The organism is Nostoc sp. (assembly GCF_036918015.1).
Classification (GTDB): domain Bacteria; phylum Cyanobacteriota; class Cyanobacteriia; order Cyanobacteriales; family Nostocaceae; genus Nostoc.
Genome location: NZ_JBALEO010000040.1, coordinates 32,332 through 53,377, shown reverse-complemented (window position 1 = coordinate 53,377; position 21,046 = coordinate 32,332). Strand labels below are relative to the sequence as shown.

The 21,046-nt window shown below is 38.3% G+C and carries 9 protein-coding genes and 1 pseudogene; 7 read left to right on the top strand and 3 right to left on the bottom strand.

Going from position 1 to position 21,046, the window contains the following annotated elements; all coding sequences use genetic code 11:
• Positions 1–3: 3 nt before the first annotated feature.
• Positions 4–2,319, bottom strand: a complete 2,316-nt coding sequence (gene pbpC, locus V7K61_RS09590) for a penicillin-binding protein 1C (RefSeq protein ID WP_335053078.1) — start codon at positions 2,317–2,319, stop codon at positions 4–6.
• Positions 2,320–2,950: 631 nt separating this feature from the next.
• Between pbpC and V7K61_RS09585 the strand changes: the two genes are divergently transcribed.
• Together V7K61_RS09585 and V7K61_RS09580 are read left to right on the top strand one after the other, a co-directional pair.
• Positions 2,951–8,620, top strand: coding sequence for an alpha-2-macroglobulin family protein (locus tag V7K61_RS09585; RefSeq protein WP_335053076.1), 5,670 nt, complete (start codon positions 2,951–2,953; stop codon positions 8,618–8,620).
• A gap of 136 nt (positions 8,621–8,756) precedes the next feature.
• Positions 8,757–10,004 (top strand): alpha-L-fucosidase, encoded by a 1,248-nt coding sequence (locus tag V7K61_RS09580; protein ID WP_335053074.1) that lies wholly within the window; start codon positions 8,757–8,759, stop codon positions 10,002–10,004.
• A gap of 18 nt (positions 10,005–10,022) precedes the next feature.
• Here V7K61_RS09580 and V7K61_RS09575 read toward each other — a convergent pair.
• A pseudogene (locus V7K61_RS09575) lies at positions 10,023–11,030 on the bottom strand (IS630 family transposase); the annotation flags it as partial.
• Between the two features lie 532 nt (positions 11,031–11,562).
• On the opposite strand from V7K61_RS09575, the gene V7K61_RS09570 reads away from it, so the two are divergent.
• From V7K61_RS09570 to pglX (V7K61_RS09550), 5 genes are all read left to right on the top strand, one after another.
• The gene (locus tag V7K61_RS09570) at positions 11,563–12,075 is read left to right on the top strand and encodes a TniQ family protein (protein WP_335053072.1); all 513 of its coding nucleotides are present in this window, start codon (positions 11,563–11,565) and stop codon (positions 12,073–12,075) included.
• A gap of 191 nt (positions 12,076–12,266) precedes the next feature.
• Entirely contained in the window at positions 12,267–12,848 is a 582-nt protein-coding gene (locus V7K61_RS09565) for a DUF1788 domain-containing protein (protein ID WP_335053070.1), read from the top strand.
• Positions 12,849–12,928: 80 nt separating this feature from the next.
• Positions 12,929–16,483, top strand: coding sequence for a BREX system P-loop protein BrxC (gene brxC, locus V7K61_RS09560; RefSeq protein ID WP_335053068.1), 3,555 nt, complete (start codon positions 12,929–12,931; stop codon positions 16,481–16,483).
• A gap of 83 nt (positions 16,484–16,566) precedes the next feature.
• Positions 16,567–18,153, top strand: a complete 1,587-nt coding sequence (pglX, locus tag V7K61_RS09555; protein WP_335053066.1) for a BREX-1 system adenine-specific DNA-methyltransferase PglX — start codon at positions 16,567–16,569, stop codon at positions 18,151–18,153.
• A 40-nt stretch (positions 18,154–18,193) separates the two neighbouring features.
• Positions 18,194–20,176 (top strand): BREX-1 system adenine-specific DNA-methyltransferase PglX, encoded by a 1,983-nt coding sequence (pglX, locus tag V7K61_RS09550; protein WP_335053064.1) that lies wholly within the window; start codon positions 18,194–18,196, stop codon positions 20,174–20,176.
• Here the strand turns inward: pglX (V7K61_RS09550) and V7K61_RS09545 are convergent.
• Positions 20,171–21,031: an Rpn family recombination-promoting nuclease/putative transposase gene (locus tag V7K61_RS09545; RefSeq protein ID WP_335053062.1), complete on the bottom strand. Its 861-nt coding sequence runs from the start codon at positions 21,029–21,031 to the stop codon at positions 20,171–20,173. The two genes, pglX (V7K61_RS09550) and V7K61_RS09545, sit on opposite strands and share 6 nt — an antisense overlap.
• Positions 21,032–21,046: the final 15 nt, after the last annotated feature.

The following is a 21,046-nucleotide window of genomic DNA, read 5'->3' as shown; positions in this document are numbered from 1 at the left end:
ATTTTAATTATTACTAATAGAAAAGCCTCGACGCGTAGGTTTCATATTAGCTAACTCCACCTGAAAACTTACCTTGTCACTCATTTCCCCGTTTTTTGCTTCCAAAGTCCACTTACCAGGACGTAAATTCCAAAATAAAGAATTAGCTGAGTTTGTATCTAACTTTTCGCCGTTTAACCACCACTCCACTGGTGCAGATTTATTTCCAGCTAGCTTAAATTCGAGTTTTTGCTTTGCTTCTTCACCAGGATAAACTAAAAATAAATCGCCATGATGTGGAGATAAAATTCTCAAATTGGTAGAAGTAAAATTTGACTGCTGTTGTTTTGCTAACCATTCATCATACTCTGGTGGCAAATTGAATTGATTGTCACGTTCGTAATTACTTTTATCTTCAGGATAGAAATATTCCTGCACCACTGAGGTACAATCTGGTGTGGGTCGTAACCCAGAAATTGCACAAACAGGTAATTGCACTAAACCTTCTGGAGGGGGAAAACCTGCTGGTTCTTGATGTTCGTGCAGATGTAACATAATTCGATTCCATAAAGGTGCTGCGCCCGTCACACCTGAAACTTGTCGCATTGGTTCGCCATTGAAATTGCCTACCCAAGTAGCGACGGTGTAATCTGTAGTGAAGCCAACAGTCCAAGTATCACGAAAATTGGAAGAAGTGCCAGTTTTAACAGCAACAGGAAAGGGTAAATTTAACACCGAGTCTACACCAAATGCTGTTGCACGAGCATAGCTATCACTGAGTATATTGGTGATTAATTGCCATATTGTCTGATTTTGGATTGTATATTTGGGACTTCGACCTCGCTCAACCGAACGATTTTGGATTGGGGAATTGGAAAATGTGCTGACTATTGGGGTAGCATCTCCTTGTCGTGCTATGGTCAGGTAAGCACGGGCTAATTCCCAAAGACTGACTTCGCCACTACCTAGAGTCAAACCCAAACCATAATGTTCTGGAGTTTGATTGAGGTGTTCAAATCCCAGTTGATGCAGTCGTTCTAAAAAAGTTTCCACACCAACTTTTTCTAATACCTTTATTGCAGGTACATTTAAAGAATTTGCTAAAGCGATTCGCACCCGCACCGGGCCAAGAAATCTTTCGGTGTAATCTGTGGGGCTGTAAAGTTTCGCACCAGGAATTGCGTAATGGGCGGGTACATCTGCCAAAATGGTGTTTGGGCGAATTAAACCTTTTTCTAAAGCTAGTTCATAGACAAAAGGCTTAAGGGTAGAACCTGGTTGACGTAGTGCTTGCACTCCATCATTGCGTCCCAGTTTGGCTTCATTAAAGTAATCAGGTGAACCGACATAAGCCAAAACTTCACCAGTCTGGTTGTCAATCACTAACGCAGCAGCATCATGGACATTGTTAGCGGCTAGGGAAGAAATTACCTGCTGTGCCTGTGCTTCCACAAACTGCTGCAAAGGGCGATTTATAGTCGTGCGGATGGGGGAATTTTGTTCTGTTTGCGTCTTATCAAACTGATTGGCTAACCAAAATAAAAAGTGTGGTGCAGCGATAATTCCCCCTTGGCGAGACTGAAACACAACTTTTTCAGTATGTGTTCGGGTTGCGTTCGCACCACTAATATACTTTTCCTGTACCATCCGATTAAGGACGTATTTTTGCCGCTGCTTAAGCCGTTCCCAATGTTCGTAAGGATTAAAATATGTGGGATTATTGGGAATAGCAGCTAACAAACTAGCTTGAGCAAGATTCAACTCACTAGCTGGGATGGAAAAATAAGTCCGCGCGGCTGCTTCCACACCATATATATTCCCGCCCATTGGTAGCCGATTGATATATGCAGAGAGAATTTCATCTTTGTTCATCCCTGCTGTTAACCGCCAAGATAGCCAAATCTCTTGCATTTTACCTGACAGAGTACGCGGGACTGGTTGTAACATCCGCGCCAACTGCATAGTAATTGTGGAAGCACCGGAAACAATACGTTTCGCGTGGATGGCTTCTTTGCTGGCGCGGATAACAGCTTTCATATCCAACGCCCCATGATGGTAAAAGCTGCCATCTTCGGCGGCTAAAATGGCATGGATAAACTGGGGCGAAACCTGATTTAGGGGTACTACTGATGTATGCTCTTGGTCACGGGTGAGCAATGTTCCTAATGGTAAACCATTGCGATCGCTAAATTGCATTGCCAAATGATTTTGGGCAATATCTGCGGCCCGGATGGGCGCAAAATAAGGTAGTAAGCGTATCACGAGACAGATTAGCAGCACAGCTATGATAACTTTACTAGTGCGCTTAAGTTTGAGTAGCGATCGTAAAATTAGTTTCATCAGGGAATCCCCTGTCCAAGAATACTTACCTTAATCTTGACGCAGCGATTACATCTACATCAGTAAATATTTCAAATCCTTAATAATTAATTTTTACTAACTCAGCAGATGTAAATTAATGTTTGCGAAACTTAAATACTTCTTTATAGTTAAGAATTGTAGTCATTTTTGGAACAATAACACTAGATTAGTTATCTATGTAAATAAACATACGTTACATCCGCAGCTTGTGTAAAAATAACTAGTTATCTTGCGTCCTTTATTAGCCTTGGCATTTCCGACTCCATCAGGGAATGAAAGTTTTTATGTAAGAATTCAGCACCCAGGAGTCAGCACCCAGAATTTATCAGGAATCTAGAATGATTGGTATATTTATTCATCAAATCTTCTCCTGATTATTTAACTATTCTGAATTCTGACTCCTGAATTCTTACGTTTTTATTTGGTATAGTGCGTGAATTTTTTATTTTTAATTGCTAGAAAAATGATTATCAGAGTTTTACTGCGTTTCCAGCATAAAATAACCTATCGCATTCTTAGGGTTATTGGCAGTTTGTTAAAAAAAATTAGACGTTCTTCAAGGCGGAAGAGAACAATACAGTTTATCCTTCTCTTTACATTTATATTAGGGATGGCAGGGTGTAATTTTTTTGGTATAAACTCAAGTAAAGAACAACTCCCAGCAGTTTCCTCACTCACACCACCAAAATTACCAGACTGGATTGAACAAATAAGTCCCATTGGAGATGCAAAACCCCTCAATCAAATCCGCATCCGTTTTAAAGAGGCTTTAATCCCAGTTGAAAGTCTTGATAGTCCAGAACAGCAAAAAATATTACAAAAATTTGCTATTTGGCCGCCTTTACCCGGTCAATTTCGCTTTTTGACACCCCGCATGGTAGGATTTCAAGCTGAGAAGGCATTACCAATAGCGACAAGATTTCAAGTCACTCTCAAAGCAGGTTTAGCTGATTTAAAAAATCATCGTCTAGACAAAGATTTACCTTGGACTTTTAATACCGAATCTATCAACCTGACTAATTTACCCGGTGTCAATCCCATAGAGAAGGCTGATATCGAACCAATTGATTTACAACAGAAGTTACAGTTTACTTCCAATGTCGAATTGGATTTAGTTTCTGTACAAGAACATTTACAATTAATTCCAGAAGGTAAAAATAAAGGTATAGGTTTTAAAGTCGAATTAAACAAAGAAGAAAAACCATTAAAAAATGAAGAAGACCCTTTAGAAAAGTTTGACCCTTCAGCACGCAATTGGATTTATAATCTCATCCCACAGCAAAATCTGGAAAAAGCAACTAGTTATCGGCTAGTATTTTCTCCCGGAATCCTTCCTGCTTATGGCAATCTAGCTACAGCGAAAGAATTTGCCACGAAGTTAGCAACTTATTCGCCTTTGGCTTTTCAGAAAATTAACTTTTACGGACAGCCAGATTCAGGCGGAACATTTGGACGATTTGTTAAAGGCAGTCCGCAGCTAGAATTTAATAACGTTTTATTAGCAGATTCGGCTAAAGAAAACATTACTATTAATCCAGCACCAAAAGAGATTTCAAGAATTTTGGAAGTTAATGATGAAGATAAAATTGTCGGCATCAATCCTTATGCGCTAGAACCTGCCAAGACTTATACAATTTCTATCGGCGGAAATCTCAAAGATAAGTTTGGGCAAACTTTGGGTAAACCCGTCACACTTAAATATGATACTGGAGATTTAGCTGGTGATATCTGGGTACCATCAGATTTGAATATTTTCCCCACAAGTAAAGATTTACAGCTAAATATTAGTACGGGTAATCTGCCAGAATCTAAATATAAAGCCGCTTATCGAGTAGTTCAACCTACAGATTTAGTTTATTTTAATAATAGTAGTGATTTATTACCACAAGCTTCTGAATGGCAAAGCTTTAAGGTATCGGGTAAGAAAAATCAGTCAGTTGATATTGCTGTTCCTCTGCGAGAAAAAATTAGTGCTGCTACGGGGATGTTAGCTTATGGAGTCCAAGCCCGCACTAATAAATATCAAGAAAATGGTAAGGAACTGTGGCGCGAACCTACGACTTATGGCTTAGTTGAATTGACAAATTTGGGCGTATTTACTCAGTGGTTTCCTGAGTCAGGGTTAATTCGCGTCAATCATCTTACAGATGGTTCACCAGTTAAAGCGGCTGCCGTTGAAATTTATCAATCAAAATTACAAGCAAAATCTCGCCCCGAAGCTTTACCTTGTGCAATAGGTAAAACTGATGACAATGGAATTTTTAGAATTGCTCGTGAAGGATTACAGCAATGTTATTCTGGGAATGAAAGCTCTAGTAAATCACCACAATTATTAGTAATTGCCCGTGAAAATCAAGATTGGGCATTCGCTAGAACTGAAGAGTATAGCGGTGTTTATGGCTATGGTATTGATGCAGGTTGGCAAGATAAAAAGCCAGAATCACGCGGGATAATTTTTTCAGACAGACAGTTATATCAACCAGGCGAAAAAGCTTGGTTAACTGGTTTTGCAGACTATTTACAAAATGGTGCGATTCAGCAAGATAAAAATGCTGCTTACCAATTAACTTTGGTAAATCCCGATGGGCAAAAAACCAGCTTAGGTACGCAAACCACAAATGAATTTGGCAGTTTTTCTTTGGAACTACCAATTAAAACTACTCAGCGCTTAGGCTACTATACAATCCAGGCTAAAGGTAAAAATGGACAAGAAATTTCTGGAGAATTTCGGGTAGCTGAGTTTAAGCCACCCAATTTTAAAGTCGAACTCAACTTAGATAAAGAATTTGCATATATTGACGAGAAAGTTAATATTAATGCTACAAGCAATTATTTGTTTGGCGCACCTGTAGAAGGTGGAGAAGCAAAATATTTTATCACTCGCCAGCAAGCTGATTTTGTTCCTAAAGGTTGGGAAGGATTTACTTTTGGTAGGCAATGGTTATGGCCAGAGGAAACGCCTACTATATCTAGTGATGTATTGCAAACTAATGCCCAGCTAGATGCTAATGGTAAAAGTAGTCAAACTGTGAATGTGGCAAATGATTTACCATATCCGATGACTTACCAAGTAGATGTGCAAGTTGCAGATGTTTCTAATCTTTCTGTAGCGAATTCAAAAACATTTACAGCCTTACCAAGTAATCGCCTCATCGGGTTAAAAAGTAATTTTATCGCTGATGCTGGTAAGCCTTTTCCGATTGAAGTGATTGTTACTGACCCGACAGGAAAACCAATCACAGGTCAACGGGTGCGCCTGGAATTACAACAGATTAAATATAGCAGCGTCACACAGTTGGTGGAAGGTAGCCGAACACCAAAAAATCAAATTGAATATAAAACAGTGGGACAAGCAGAAATTACATCTGCAAGTAATCCACAATCAGTAAATTTAACAGCACCGGAATCTGCCTCATATCGGATTAGAGTTAATTTGAGCGATGCAAAAAGCGAATCAAGTGCCACAGATTTGCAAATTTGGGCAACTGGAGAAAATCCGGTATTTTGGGGTTCTAAGGAAGATGATGTCTTAGAAGTTAAATTAGATAAAAAAGAGTTTAAACCTGGTGATACTGCTACTATATTAATTCAATCTCCCTATCCAGATGCAGAATTATACTTTGCTGTGATTAAAGACAAACCCCTTTATCAGCAGATTATCAAAGTTCAGGGAGGCGCGCCACAAATTCAGTTTCAAGTTACACCAGAAATGCTACCAAATGCAGCCATTGAAGCTGTCTTAGTAAGACAAGGTAAACCCATCAACCAAGTAGAAGCGGGAAGTTTAGATAACTTGGTGAAGATTGGTTTTGCACCTTTTAAAGTTAATTTAGAAGATAAGTATCTAAAACTGCAAGTTAAGCCAGTGCAAGCATCATTAGAACCTGGCGCAGAAGAAACGGTACAACTAGAATTGAAGGACAATCAAGGAAACTCCACCAAAGGACAGTTTACAGTCATGGTGGTAAACGAGGCGGTGTTACAACTTTCTGGTTATCGTCCGCCAGATTTGGTAGATACAGTTTATGCAGAACAGCCAATTTCTACGCGCTTTAGCGATAATCGCCCAGATGTCATATTACAAGCACAAAATATAGCTAAACCCAAAGGTTGGGGTTATGGCGGTGGTTTCTCCACTGGTGCAGCCAATACTCGCACTCGCACCGATTTTCAAGCCTTAGCTTACTACAACGGTTCTGTCGTCACCGATGCAAATGGGAATGCACAGATAACTTTTAAACTCCCGGATGACTTAACTACGTGGCGAGTGATGGCTGTCGCCACCGATGGAAATCTGCGTTTCGGCAATGGGGAGGCGACGTTTATCAGCACCAAGCCACTGCTAACTAATGCTATCTTGCCACAATTTGCCCGTCCAGGCGATCGCATCCTCGCTGGTTTATCCGTCACAAACAACACCGGGAATACAGGAAATCTCTCAATTAATGCCGAACTTAGCGGTACGGTGAAGTTTGCTGATAAAAACTCCACAACTACTTCTTTGCAAACCAAAGCTGAATCCGCAACTCATGCTTATCGCTTTCCCATGCTGGCGGATAGTGTCGGAACTGGTAAAGTTCGCTTTACGACTCAGCTAAATGGTACAGCCGCAGATGCTTTTGAAGTACCTTTGGAAATTAAGCCAATTGAAATTACAGAACAAGTCGTTGAATCTGGTGTTACTGACAAACAGGTAAAGATTCCTTTGAATGTCGATAAAAATACCTTCCCTGATGCGGGAGGTTTAGATATTCAGTTGGCGAGTACTTTGATTCCAGAAATTAAAGCACCAGCAAAACAAGTTTTAGAAGATGATGATTTACCATTTACAGAACCGGCGGCGAGTCAGTTAATAATTGCGGCAAATTTGCAAACTCTTGCCCAAAAATATGGTCAGACCTTTGCAGAATTTAATCCTAGCCAACAAGCGAGTCAAGCAATTGAAAAATTACAAAAACTCCAAATAGCCGATGGTGGTTTTGCTGCTTTCCCCGGACAAGAAAAATCCGACCCTTGGGTTTCTTCCTATACGGGTGAATCTTTGGCTAAAGCTAGTCAGGTGTTCCCTAATTTAGTCGATTCTGCAATGGTATCTCGCCTGAAAGCCTATTTACAAAAAGTTCTAGCAAACCCCGGAGAATACGACTTTTGTAAACAACTACTCTGTAAAAGGCAGCTACAACTTAATGCTTTAATCTCTTTAGCAGACTTGGGAGACAAACGCAATACTTTCCTCGCAGATATTTATGAACAGCGCAATAACTTTGATGTAGCAACTCAAATTAAACTAGCGCGATACTTATCTCAATTCCCAGAATGGCAAGATGAATCTCAGCAATTAGTGAATAAGCTGCAACAGAATATTTATGAAACTGGTCGCACAGCAGTTGTAAGTTTACCAACTAGTTGGGGATGGATGAGTTCATCTACCACGACGCAAGCGCAAGCTTTACGATTATTTATTGCCAAACAAAGTAAACCCGAAGTTATAGATAAGTTATTCCAAAGTCTTTTGGCATTGCGACGAGATGGTACATGGCAAACTAACTATAATAATGCCCAAGCTTTAACAGCTTTGGTAGATTATAGTCAACTGCAAGCCACACCACCTAATTTTGTTGCCACAGTACAATTAGCTGGTAATAAGTTAGGAGAAAATCGTTTTGAAGGTTACACAAATCCTAATTTACAACTAATTGTGCCGATGAATCTATTACCTCGTGGGCGTAATGATTTAACGCTGCAAAAAGCAGGTAATGGCACTTTACACTATCTGGTTGCTTATAATTATCGCTTGCAGGGAAATCAAGCAGGGAGATTTAATGGTTTACGCATAACACGAGAAATTAGTCAAGTAAATAAAGACAAAGTTTTACAAAAAACAGGTCTTTACGCGTTCGATAAACCCTTGACTTTAGCCTCTGGACAGGTGTTTGATATTGGTTTAGAAATTATTGCCGATCGTTCTGTGGATCATCTGGTGATAAAAGATCCCTTACCATCAGGTTTTGAGGCAGTGGATGCAAGTTTTCAAACTACCACAGCTGCATTACAAGCAAAAGCCGATAGCTGGGAACTTGGTTTTAAGAATGTGTACCGCGATCGCATTATCGCCTATGCCGACCACCTGGAACCAGGAGTTTATAGCCTCCATTACTTAGTCCGTTCTGTTACTCCTGGTACATTTTCTTGGCCTGGTGCAGAAGTTCACCTGCAATATGCGCCAGAAGAATTTGGGCGTACTGCTGAGTCTACATTGGTGATTGAGGATAAGTCGTGACAACTGGATTCTATAACCAATGCGATCGCCTTTTCACCTCAGCCAACAAATAATAACAACCAAAATCTGTATATGTACTAATATGCAAAGGGAGCTATTTCTCCTTTATTAAGCAGAATTATTACCAAATTTCACCATGATGAATAACTGGTTTGATACAGCTCGATTGGGGATGTTTATTCATTGGGGACATAGTTCCCAACAAGGATGTGAGTTATCTTGGCCGTTAGTTGGGGGTGTATTCAGCCTACCTTTTTGCAAAGATATTCCAGTTGAGAAATATCACTACACAGCTAATACTTTCAATCCACAGCAATACAATCCTCAAGAATGGGCAGATTTAGCAAAAAGTCTAGGAATGAAATATGCCATATTAACAGCCAAACATCATAATGGTTTTGCCCTATTCCATACCCAAGAATCAGACTTTTCAATTGCATCTGCACCTTATAAAAAAGATATTGTACGTGAATATATCGAAGCGATGCGCTCTGTAGGATTGCGTATTGGTCTTTATTTTTCGCTTAGTGACTGGCATCATCCAGACTATCCAGCTTTTACAGAAGCAGATAAACCTTATCGCTTTGATAAGCTACCTCAACCTACAGCCCAACAGTGGGAGCGATATATCCAATTTATGTTCAATCAGATACGAGAATTATTGACTAACTATGGTCAAATTGACATCATTTGGTTTGACGGAAGTTGGGAACGCACTCCTGAGCAATGGCAGGCTCAAGAATTAGCAAAAATGATTCGTGATTTACAACCTAATATTCTCATCAACGATCGTCTTCCGAATTGTGGAGATTTTGAGACTCCTGAACAGTTTATTCCTCCTCACCCACCCGATCGTACTTGGGAAACTTGTCTGACTATTAACGAGAGTTGGGGATATAATTCAGATGATTGCAACTTCAAATCGTCTCGTCAATTGATTCACACTCTTTGCGAAGTAGCAGGCAAAGGGGGCAACCTCTTGCTTAATGTTAGTCCAATGGGTAATGGACAAATGCCTCCTGAGCAGTTAGAGCGTCTCAAAGATATAGCAGATTGGATGGGGAGCCACTCTGAAAGTATACTTGATACAACCCCAGGATTAGAACCGTGGCAATTTTATGGCCCCTCAACTCGTAAGGGCGATCGCATTTATTTACACCTATTAATGAAACCTTACGAAACAATATCAGTTAGGGGTATACCAATCAAACAAGTAAAATCGGTGTTTGTTCTTGCTGACGGCACAGCACTAACCTACACAAGTCGCTGTGCAATTATTGATTCTCTCCTCAATTCTAATCCGTTAGGAGAATTAACAATTGATGTACCTGAATCAGTAATTAATCCATACGTTACAGTGATTTGTATTGATATTGATTCTTAAGTAATTAATGTAAATTCATTCTGATTGAAACAGTCGATGAGCTATATATTCTTTACATGAATGCCAAACTAATTCAATTAGATTAAAATCAGGGCTATAAGCAGAGAGATATTCAAGAATAATATTCGGTAGATTTTTTTCTATTTCGGCGCATATATCTTTACGTTTATGGTAACTTGCATTATCCAAAAATATAACTATTTTTGGCCCATGTTCGTGAAAACATTCTTGACTATTCCCTAAAGCCAACCATTCTTTTAATACAAATTCGTGCAATTGTTTGAGTTGCTCATAAAAGGTTTCTGAATTTCCTCTTTCAATAAAATAACATACCCGCTTTTTATCAGATAGCCTTAAACCTCCCATCATGTTTACTCGACCTCTACTACGTTTGCCAGTAATTTTTTTTCTTTTTCCTTTTTTACCCCAAGTTTTCCTTCTTAACACTCGTAAACTAAAACCACTTTCATCCCAAAACCATATCTGATAAAGCTTTGGGTTCTCTTTTACTATTGATAAATAATTTTGAAATTTTTCTTTAAATTTTTTTCTTTTCTCTGCATTTTGTCTGTCCTCTAGACTATACTTTGCCCAAAGGTAAGCATACTTTTTTCTTTTTAATATCTTCCTTACTTGAGAACTGCTTATTTTTAATCCTGTTTCTTTCTCTAAATATGTTGATAATCTTTCTGCTGTCCATCGACCAAATTCATAACCTAACTCACTTGGTTCTTTCTCTACTATCTCTAATAGTTTATCTATGTAAACTTGATTAACTTTTCTATATTCTCTTTTTCTTCTACCGTCTTCTAAGCTTTCTATCGTATCTGGATCTCCATGCACACACCAATATGCTACTGTTCTACGAGAACAACCGATTAATGCTGCTATTTCTTCTTGCGTTCTACCATCATTCATCAATAACAGTATCAAAACTCGCTCTCTCATTTCAGAGCGATCGCTCTGTTTTAACAACTGTTGTAGATGTTGTTTTTGTTCTAAGCTTAGAAAGCCAATAGCCGGCATAACAACCTATACCCGAAGTTATATTCATTTTTATTATATGCAAATTGTAGGCGCAACAGCTTATGAGAATTTAAGATGAAAGTCAGTCTCCTTTGGAGAAGCTTCTCTACGAGAGAGTGCGCCAACGCTCTAGAAGTGACTTAGTTTTTACAGTCTCCTAGCAATTCTCATTGGCAAAAACTCAAAACTTGCAATTTTGTGTTGCACTAAATAAAAATTTATTGCTCAAACAGTGCGATCGCATCGCAAAGTCAAACTTTTAATTCCCGCCATGAAGGATTACAGTTATTTAAGCAAGTTTATGTACCGAAGTGTTAAATTTGTGACTAAAATCTGGATATTTGAACCTTTATATGATTTCCTTCGCAAGATTGCGCTACTGAAAATAAATGAGCCGCATTTTGAACTGAATCAATATAATTTGACTAAAAGGTTTGCTAGACGCAAGAAAGCAAAAGTTATATTTACGAGGAAAGGCTAAAGTGGCATATTTGCTTTGAGTTCAAGCTGTTTAGGTATTGAGATGTAAGTTATGGAGCCAGAAGCGGTTCAACGTCCGCCTTGGTATGTAGAACCCAACGAAGGGGAGAGTATTAGTCACTATTTTGGACGATTTAGGCGACACGAAGCAGTTTGTGTCTCGTCTCCTGCGAGTTTAAGTAAAGCCGCAGGAATTGGCCCAGTATTAGCAAGGTGGGAGAAATTTCGATTGAATCCGGTTCCCAGTCAAAAGGAATTAGAGGCGATCACAAAACTGATAGGTTTGGACGCAGACAAGATAGTTCAAATGCTGCCGCCACAAGGCGAAAAAATGAAGCTAGAGCCAATTCGTTTATGTGCAGCTTGTTATGCTGAGAAATCATATCACCGCCTAGAGTGGCAGTTTCAATCAACGGTGGGGTGCGATCGCCACCAATTGCGTCTACTTTCAGAATGTCCCTTTTGCAAAGAGCGTTTTGCTATCCCAGCGTTATGGGAACAGGGAGAATGTAATAAATGCAATGCACCTTTTAGAAGTATGGCAAAGCGTCAGAAAGCCTACTAAGTAGATGTGTATAAGATAACAATGGCTTTTAGCCTTATTTAAATGCTTGAGCTTTTGCTAAACTGATTATTTAGTAGCTAAAATAACATACAATCTGTTCCGCTATCTAGAATAAACGTAGACAAGATTGTGTGTATCCTACAAGTTGCGTTTTAATTGACCGACACTGACAAAATATTGTGACGTAACTTATGATCCAGCTAACCATTCATCAACGCTTGGATGTAGTACTGGCTAAATTACAAGACCCGCGTTTGCTAAGTAATCGTGGTATTGGTAATGAAATTGGGTTCTATATTTTCGATTATGACCCCGAATACGAGCCTTTGGTGCAGCAGCGTGTTGATAAGCTAATTTTCCAGCTAACGAGTCCACCTGATGAATTAGTGGTGGTGGAGATAAATTTATATAAATCTATCCTCGCTATTTTAGATGAACGAAAGGTGTTACAAAGGACTTTTGACTTGGAAGCAACGAAGGGAAGCGCGACTTTAGCAAAGACCATAGCACCGCTTGTTCGACCCGACCAAATTATTGCTTATATTAATCGACAACTGCAAGGTAACGAACAGTTGATTTTGATGACTGGGGTTGGTGCTAGTTATCCAATATTGCGATCGCACACTATCCTGAACAACTTACACTCGGTACTTGACAAAATACCCTTAGTAATGTTCTTTCCTGGCTCATACGACGGAAATGAACTACGCCTGTTTAATACATTTAAGGACGATAACTATTATCGAGCTTTTCCTCTTGTACCCCGTAAGTAACCTCTACTAAGTATTTACCACATTGTTTAAAGTATATACGGACACTACCATTTTCAATAGACTTTTGAATAATAACTACTATGAAAATTTCTGAACTCTTCCAAAAAGATATTTACCGTAATATTAATGGTGTAATTAAAGTCGGACAACAAGATATAAATAACGTTCGCCAAGAACTGGAAGAGTATGTTGTCACCAAGGAATTAAACAAGCATTTTAGCACTTTTTTTGAACGTTATACTGAAGCTTTAAACAACCCAACAGATAAGATGGGGGTTTGGATTTCAGGCTTTTTTGGTTCGGGTAAGTCCCACTTTCTGAAGATTTTATCCTATTTGCTTGCGAATCAACAAATGGGAAATAAGCGGGCGTTAGATTATTTTGATGATGTTCGCATTCCCGATGCGATGTTGCGTGCAAGTATTGCCCAAGCTGCAAATAATTCCTGCGATGTAATTTTATTCAATATTGACTCGAAAGCGGAAGCTAGTAGTAAAAATGATAAGGAAAGTATTGTTAAAGTTTTCCAGAAAGTATTTGATGAATATTTGGGTTATTTTGGTACAGTGCCAGCAATTGCCGAATTTGAACGTCAATTGGATAAGCAGGGCAAGTATGAGGCTTTTCAACAAGCTTTTTTAGCAGAAAATGGGTTGGAATGGAAAGAAAATCGGGATGCTTGGGGTTTTTATCAAGATGCCATAATTACGGCTTTGCAAACTAGCACCGGGATGAGCGCAGAAGCTGCAAGTAAATTATTAGAGTTTAACGAACAAAGCTATAGTTTGAGTGTAGATAAATTTTCCACGCAAGTTAAAGAGCATTTGAACAAAAAAGGTAAACAACATCGTCTAATTTTTATGGTTGATGAAGTCGGGCAATATATTGGTGAAAATCCCGATTTAATGCTGAATATGCAAACTGTAGTAGAGGAGTTAGGTATTAAATGTCAAGGGAAAGCTTGGGTAGTGGTGACATCCCAAGAAGCGATGGATGAAATTACTAAAAATCGGATTAAGGAGCAAGATTTCTCTAAAATTATTGGTCGTTTTTACCGTCCTCTAAGTCTTTCTTCCACAAATACTGATGAGGTAATTAAATTACGATTACTGGCAAAAAATGATGCAGCCCGAAAAGATTTAGAGATTTTATATAATCAAAAATTTACAATTCTGAAAAACCAAATTAATTTTAGCCAGGATAGTGCAGAATTGCCCGGATATCGCAACGCCGAAGATTTTATTACTTCTTATCCGTTTATTCCCTATCAATTCAATTTATTGCAGAAAGTGTTTACTCAAATTCGGGTTATGGGTTCTGCGGGTAAACATTTAGCATCGGGAGAACGTTCATTATTAGATGCGTTTCAAGTTGCTTCTAAAGAAATATCGAACTCATCTCTTGGTGTCTTGGTTCCCTTCCACACATTTTATATGGCAGTAGAAGGATTTTTAGATAGTGTTATCAGTCAGGTAATTGTCCAAGGTGAGGAAAACTCTCAACTGCAAAAGCCGTTTGATATTAACTTGTTGAAAACGCTATTTCTGATTAAGTACGTTAAAGAAATTCGGGCAAATGTTGATAATTTAATTACTTTAAGTATTAGTAATATTGACCAAGATAGATTGACATTAAAGGAAGATGTAGAAAAATCATTAGAACGATTGGAAAAGCAAACCTTAATTCAGCGCAATGGTGATATATATGAATTTTTGACCTACGAGGAGCAAGATATTGGACGAGAAATTAAAAATACACAATTTGAGCCTAATAAAGTAACTAGTGAATTACAAAAGCTTGTTTGGGATGCAATTTTTACTGATAAACTTTTTCGTAAGGATTCGCGTCATCAATATCAATTCAACCGAAAACTTGATGAACAACTAAGAACTTCAAAAAGTGATATCACACTTCATATTATTACACCATACGCGGAAGCCTACCAAGCTATGCAGGATGATAATTACTGTATGGTGTCTACGGTAAGTGGTGATGAGGTCTTGGTAAGATTACCCGATGACAAGCATTTATTAGATGAATTAAATACTTTAATTAAAACTACTGAATATTTGCGTTTAAAAAATAGTAGTAATTTAACTCCTAGTATTCAAAGTATTTTAAGGTCTAGGGGAGATGAAAATACTAAACGACGTGAAGAAATTCAAGAAAAGTTAAAAGATTTAATTGCTCGTGCTACTATTTTTGCTTGTGGTAGCAAGGTGGAAATTAGTAACCGTGACAGTAAGAATGTATTGATTGAAGGTCTTACTTATTTAGTTGATAATATATATATAAAACTGGGTTATGTTGCCAGTGGTTTTGAAACAGAAGATCAGATAGCTAATGCATTCACTCGTGAGACTCAGGAATTAGATATTAATAGTCAACCTGTAAATAATGCAGCACACAGTGATATGCAAAATTGGTTGCGCGAAGAAACTTGCGTTTATCGCCAAGTCACAATTCGGACATTAGTAGACAAATTCACAGTTCGTCCCTATGGCTGGTCGGAGTTAGATACACTGGGAATAATGGCAGAACTTGCTAATAAGGGATTAATTGAATTACGACACGCCCAAAATAGCGTCAATTTGCAAGAAAATGGGTTAGTTAGTAAATTACGTTCCAAAAAAGGTTTAGATGAGTATACTGTACGTTTGGCAGAGACTATTGACAGTGCAAGTTTGACAATTGCCAAAAACATGGCGAGTGAATTGTTAGATAAAAATCCAGCTAGTGACCCACAATTACTTTTTACAGCTTACCAAGAGGCTTTTAACGACCGCCGTCAAAAATTACAGGAATGGTTGCAAACAGTAGAGAAAAATGTTGGAGATAATTTACCTTTTGCTAGTTTATTGCGTAGTAATTTACAAATATTAGATGATTTATTAGCCAAAGATAGTGCAGCAGAATTTTACCGCACATTTCGCGCTCGAAAAGATGAAATCGAGGAACATATCGAAGATGTACAAAAATTGCATTCCTTTTTTACGGCACAAATTAAGGTATTCCTAAAAGCCAGCAATGATTTAAAAACCCTAGAACTGCAATTGCGTCACATCAGCGACCAGGATATATTAAAACGGGTTAGTTCGGCAAAACAAATTTTAGCAATGCCAGATCCGACTGCTAAAATACCGGAATTAGCAATATTATTAAAACCAGTCCAAGAGAAGGTACAGGAGGTTTTACAGTCACAAATCGCCCAAGTTCAGACAAAAGCTAAAACTATGCGCGAGGATGTTGGTAAATATATTACCTCAGCCTATGGTGATGTTTCTACAGAATTAGATATAGCGAGTATAACTAGAGAAGTTGATAATGTTGTTAATGCAGTTAGTCAAGTAGCAAATATCGACTCAGTTATAGCGCGTCAAACTGAGCTTGAAGGAATCAAAGCGCAAATATTTCAAACAATTGATGCACAAGCAATAGCAATTATTCAAAATCGGGTAAATCTCGATAATAATGAAAACCAACCCGTCGTTAAACCAATTGTTCCAGTAAAAGTTAGAGAAATTGCATCGAAAAACTTATTGGAAACAGAACAAGATGTGGAAGATTATTTAGCAGTATTGCGAAGTGCTTTACTTGATAAAATACAACAAAATAATCGTATTCGCATTGAGTAGTTTGTGAATAATTGCCAGATTCCCGACTTTTAAAATAAAGTCGGGAATTTAACCCATATTCTAAATCTAAAATTTAAAATTATATGAATCGTACTGCGATTAAAAATTTTGCTATTTGGGCGCGTCGCTATCTACGGGAACAGGTGACAGCGCGTGCTACTCAGTATGGAATTACTCGTAACAGTATTATTGAACCGCAGAAAGTTACGGGGGGTTTATTAGTAGCTGGCCAAACTTTAGATGCAAATGAAGCAACTCAGTATGACCAATTGCTGAAACATCTCCAAGATTTGAGGATAAATCACCACCACCCTCAAGCTGTAGATGCATTAATTGATGAAATTGCTTACACCTGGTTTAACCGTTTAGCAGCGTTGCGGTTTATGGAAATAAACGGGTATATTGGGCGAGTTTTGAGTAGTAGCGACCCGAATTTAGTTGACCCTGATATGCTACGGGATGCTTTTTCTATTGCAGAAATGGGTGAGTTACCTGGTTTTGACCTAGAAACTCTCAATCAGTGGCGCAGTTTTGCCAGTCGAGAACCAAATCCCGATGAGTTTATTTATCGTCGTTTGCTGTTAGCGCAATGTAATGCATTAGCTGAGGGTATTCCGGCTTTGTTTGATAAGAGTAAAAACTATCAAGCATTGTTTTTACCAGGAAATCTGCTTAATCAGGATTCAATTTTGCGCCGACTGGTGAAAGAAATTCCAGAGTCAGATTGGCAAGATATTGAGGTGGTAGGTTGGCTGTATCAGTTCTATATTTCTGAACGCAAAGATGAGGTAATTGGGGCGAAATCCAAAGTTGCAGCCGCAGATATTCCCGCTGCAACCCAACTATTTACACCCCGTTGGATTGTTCAGTATATGGTGGAAAACAGTTTGGGGCGTTTGTGGTTAGAGTCTCACCCAGAATCAAATTTGCGGGAAAAGATGCCCTATTATTTGGAGAATCAGGAACCTCTCCCTAACCCTCTACCAAGAGGAGAGGAAATAAGAGAAGAGGAAGATAATTTAGAATCTTTAATCCAGAATCCAAAACTTGTACTGATCGAAGTCGAAGTATCTAAAATTCAAAACCCACAAGATTTGACGGTGATGGACCCTGCTTGTGGTAGCGGTCACATATTAGTTTATGCGTTTGATTTGCTATTTGAAATTTATAAAGAACAGGGTTATTTAGAAAGAGATATTCCTGCGTTGATTTTAACCCATAATTTACATGGATTGGATATTGATGAACGGGCGGCGCAGTTAGCAAGTTTTGCTGTGTTGATGAAAGCGAGGGCGAAGAACTCCCGGATTTTGCGGAAGCCTGTTGCTTTGAATATTACTACTGTGCATCCAATTCACGGACAAATTTTGCCACTAGCTGATGAGTTAAATAGTAAAGATTGGGAAGGGTTGATTGAGGCTTTTAAGGATGCGGATAATTTGGGAAGTTTGATTACACCGCCTATTTTTGATGCTGAGAAGTTGAAGCAGCAATTAGATGATTTAGAGGCGAGTAGTTCAGTTTTTCGGGAATATGTTCCGACTTTGCGGGGGTTGGTGTTGCAGGCGGAATTATTGAGGAATCAATATTGGGTGGTGGTGGCGAATCCGCCTTATATGGGTAGTGGTTCGTTTAATGAAGTATTGAAGCGATTTATTGCTAAAAAATAAAGGTGATCTATTTGCACCATTTATTAAAAAATCATTAGAAATGACATTAAAACATGGATTAATGTCAAATATTAATCAACATAGCTGGATGTTTCTAAGCAGTTATGAGGAAATAAGAAAAGAGATAGTCCAGAATTATACAATTTGTAGTATGCTGCACTTGGGGATTGGCGTTTTCCCAGAGCTAAACAGTAAAGTAGTACAGTCTACAGCTTTTGTTTTAAGTAAACTAAAACCTCAATCGAATGAAAGCACATCTATCTTCGTTAGATTAACAGATAACTATAGCAATAAATGGAAACAAGAGACATTACTTAAAGGTGAAAATCGTTATTTAGGAGTAAAACAAGCTGATTTTGAGAAGATACCGGGGAGTGCGATCGCATATTCAACTACCAATAAAATCAGAAATATATTTACAGAGTTTAAACCAATTAGCTCTATTGCTGAAGTTAAAACTGGAATGCAAACAGGAAATAACGATCGTTTTTTAAGATATTGGTATGAAGTCAATAATAGCTCGATTAATATATACAGTAACCTTATGCCTCAACATCCTAAAAGATGGTTTTTATATTCAAAAGGTGGTGATTTTAGGAAGTGGTATGGGAATTTCGAGCATATAGTAGATTGGCTAAATGATGGATATGAAATAAGACATCTATCTGTTAATGGAGTATTAAGGTCTAGAGTTAGAGACTTAAATAACTATTTTTCTGATGGGATATCCTGGGGATTTGTAACTTCTAGCTATTTTTCGGCAAAATATAAAAAAGCAGGAGTTTGCTATGATGTAGCTAGTTCTAGTGTACTGCCATCTAAAGAACTGTTACCAATTATCTTAGGTTTTTTATGTTCAAAAGTAACAAGTCAATTACTTTCTGTTATTAATCCAACATTGAATTATCAAATTCAAGACATATCTCTATTACCTTTTAATAAAATTGTACATGATATTAAATCTGTAATTCAAAATTTAATTGATATATCTAAGTTTGATTGGGATTCTTTTGAAACGTCTTGGGATTTTGAAAATTATCCTTGGTTAACTAGTTCTCTAAAAACTACAACAGTTCAGCAAACTTGGGAAAACTGGAAAGCTTATTACAATAACCAAGTTTATAGAATGCAACAATTAGAAGAAGAAAATAACCGCTACTGGATAGAAGTATACGGCTTACAAGACGAACTCACCCCAGAAGTACCCGACGACCAAATCACCATCCGCCGCGCCGACTTAAATAAAGATATTCGTTCCCTCATCTCCTACGCCGTCGGCTGTATCATGGGGCGCTACTCCCTTGATAAACCCGGACTCATCCACGCCGGACAACCCTTTGACCCCAAACTACACCAAACCTTCCCCGCCGATATTGATGCGATTATTCCCATCACCGACCAAGCCTATTTTGATGATGATATAGTCACCCGCATCGTCGATTTTATCCGCATCGTCTACAGCCCTGAAACTCTAACGGAAAACCTCGAATTTATCGCCAATGCACTCACCCTAAAAAACGGCGAAAGTCCCCGCGATAGAATTCGCCGCTACTTTCTGCAAGAATTTATTTCTGACCACATTCAAATATATAAAAAACGTCCGATATATTGGCTATTTACAAGCGGTAAAAAACGCGCCTTTGGTGCATTAATCTATCTCCACAGATATAACGAAGACACCCTGGCCCGCATCCGCACCGATTATGTTTTGGAATTACAAGTAAAATTAGATGGAGAAATTGCCCGCGCACAGCAACAATTAGAAAATGCATCATCCAGTATTGTCAAAAAAGCAGCTATAAAACGCTTAAAAGAATTGCAAGATCAACAATTAGAATTACGCGACTATCAAGCAAAGCTGCAACATTTAGCTGATGCCAGAATTAAACTAGATTTAGATGACGGAGTTGCTTACAACTACACCAGATTTAAAGGTTTGGTATATGAAGGTGCAGATTTAAAAATGGCTGATTTAGAAAAAGCATCCCAGTGGAAAAGGGATTTGTTAAAGCAAAATTCATAACTGATTAAACCAAGCATCCAAATCAGCCATACTGGTAAAATCAAGCAACGCTTCCCCCAGATTTTCCAGCTGTTCGAGGGAGAGAGATTCAACCTGTTGATGCACCTGTTGCGGTAATTCTCCCACCCTTCTAGCTAATTGACGCAGAACAAGGGATTTTTCTCCTTCTTCTCGTCCTTCTTCCCGTCCTTCTTCTCGTCCTTCTTGCTTGATTTCCCGATAAACCCGTGTTTCTTTAAGTGTAATTCCTAACATCTGCTCTACCTCCCGTTGGCTTTTATTTTCAAATTTGTACACCATTATTGTTGTTAATAACTCTATTATGGCGCGATTTTCTGGCTGAGGTGCTTCCTGCTGACTCCTGGTAAGCAAATACCTAGCTTCTTCGGTTGCTTGCTCATCTTCAATTGTAGTCAACACCATCAACGCGACCCAAACAGGTAAAGAGCGAATATCACCCAACTCATCCAAATATATGCGAGTTACTTGCTCTCCGTTCAAAAATGAGCGATGGGGATAAATTTTACTTTGTTCAATACTACGGGATGGATAAATTATTACTGCTTGCCAATCACTAAACCTGGTACTATTGCGGTAAAAATATAGTGAAGATTCGGCAAATACCCTTTCATAAAGCTGTTCATCCTTTTGAAACTGTACCTCACAGAAATACACAACACCGGAATTTTGACTTTCTGGAGGTAAAAATACGCCATCGATTTCAAATTTTGGTTCTTTAACTGCTACGGAATCAAATCTATATTCGTCTGTATTTGCTGGAGGATTTGTCAATAACTCAAATAGTAAAGTTGGCGATTGTTGAAATAGTTTATAGAAAATTGTATCTCGACGCATGAAGGATTTTATCGG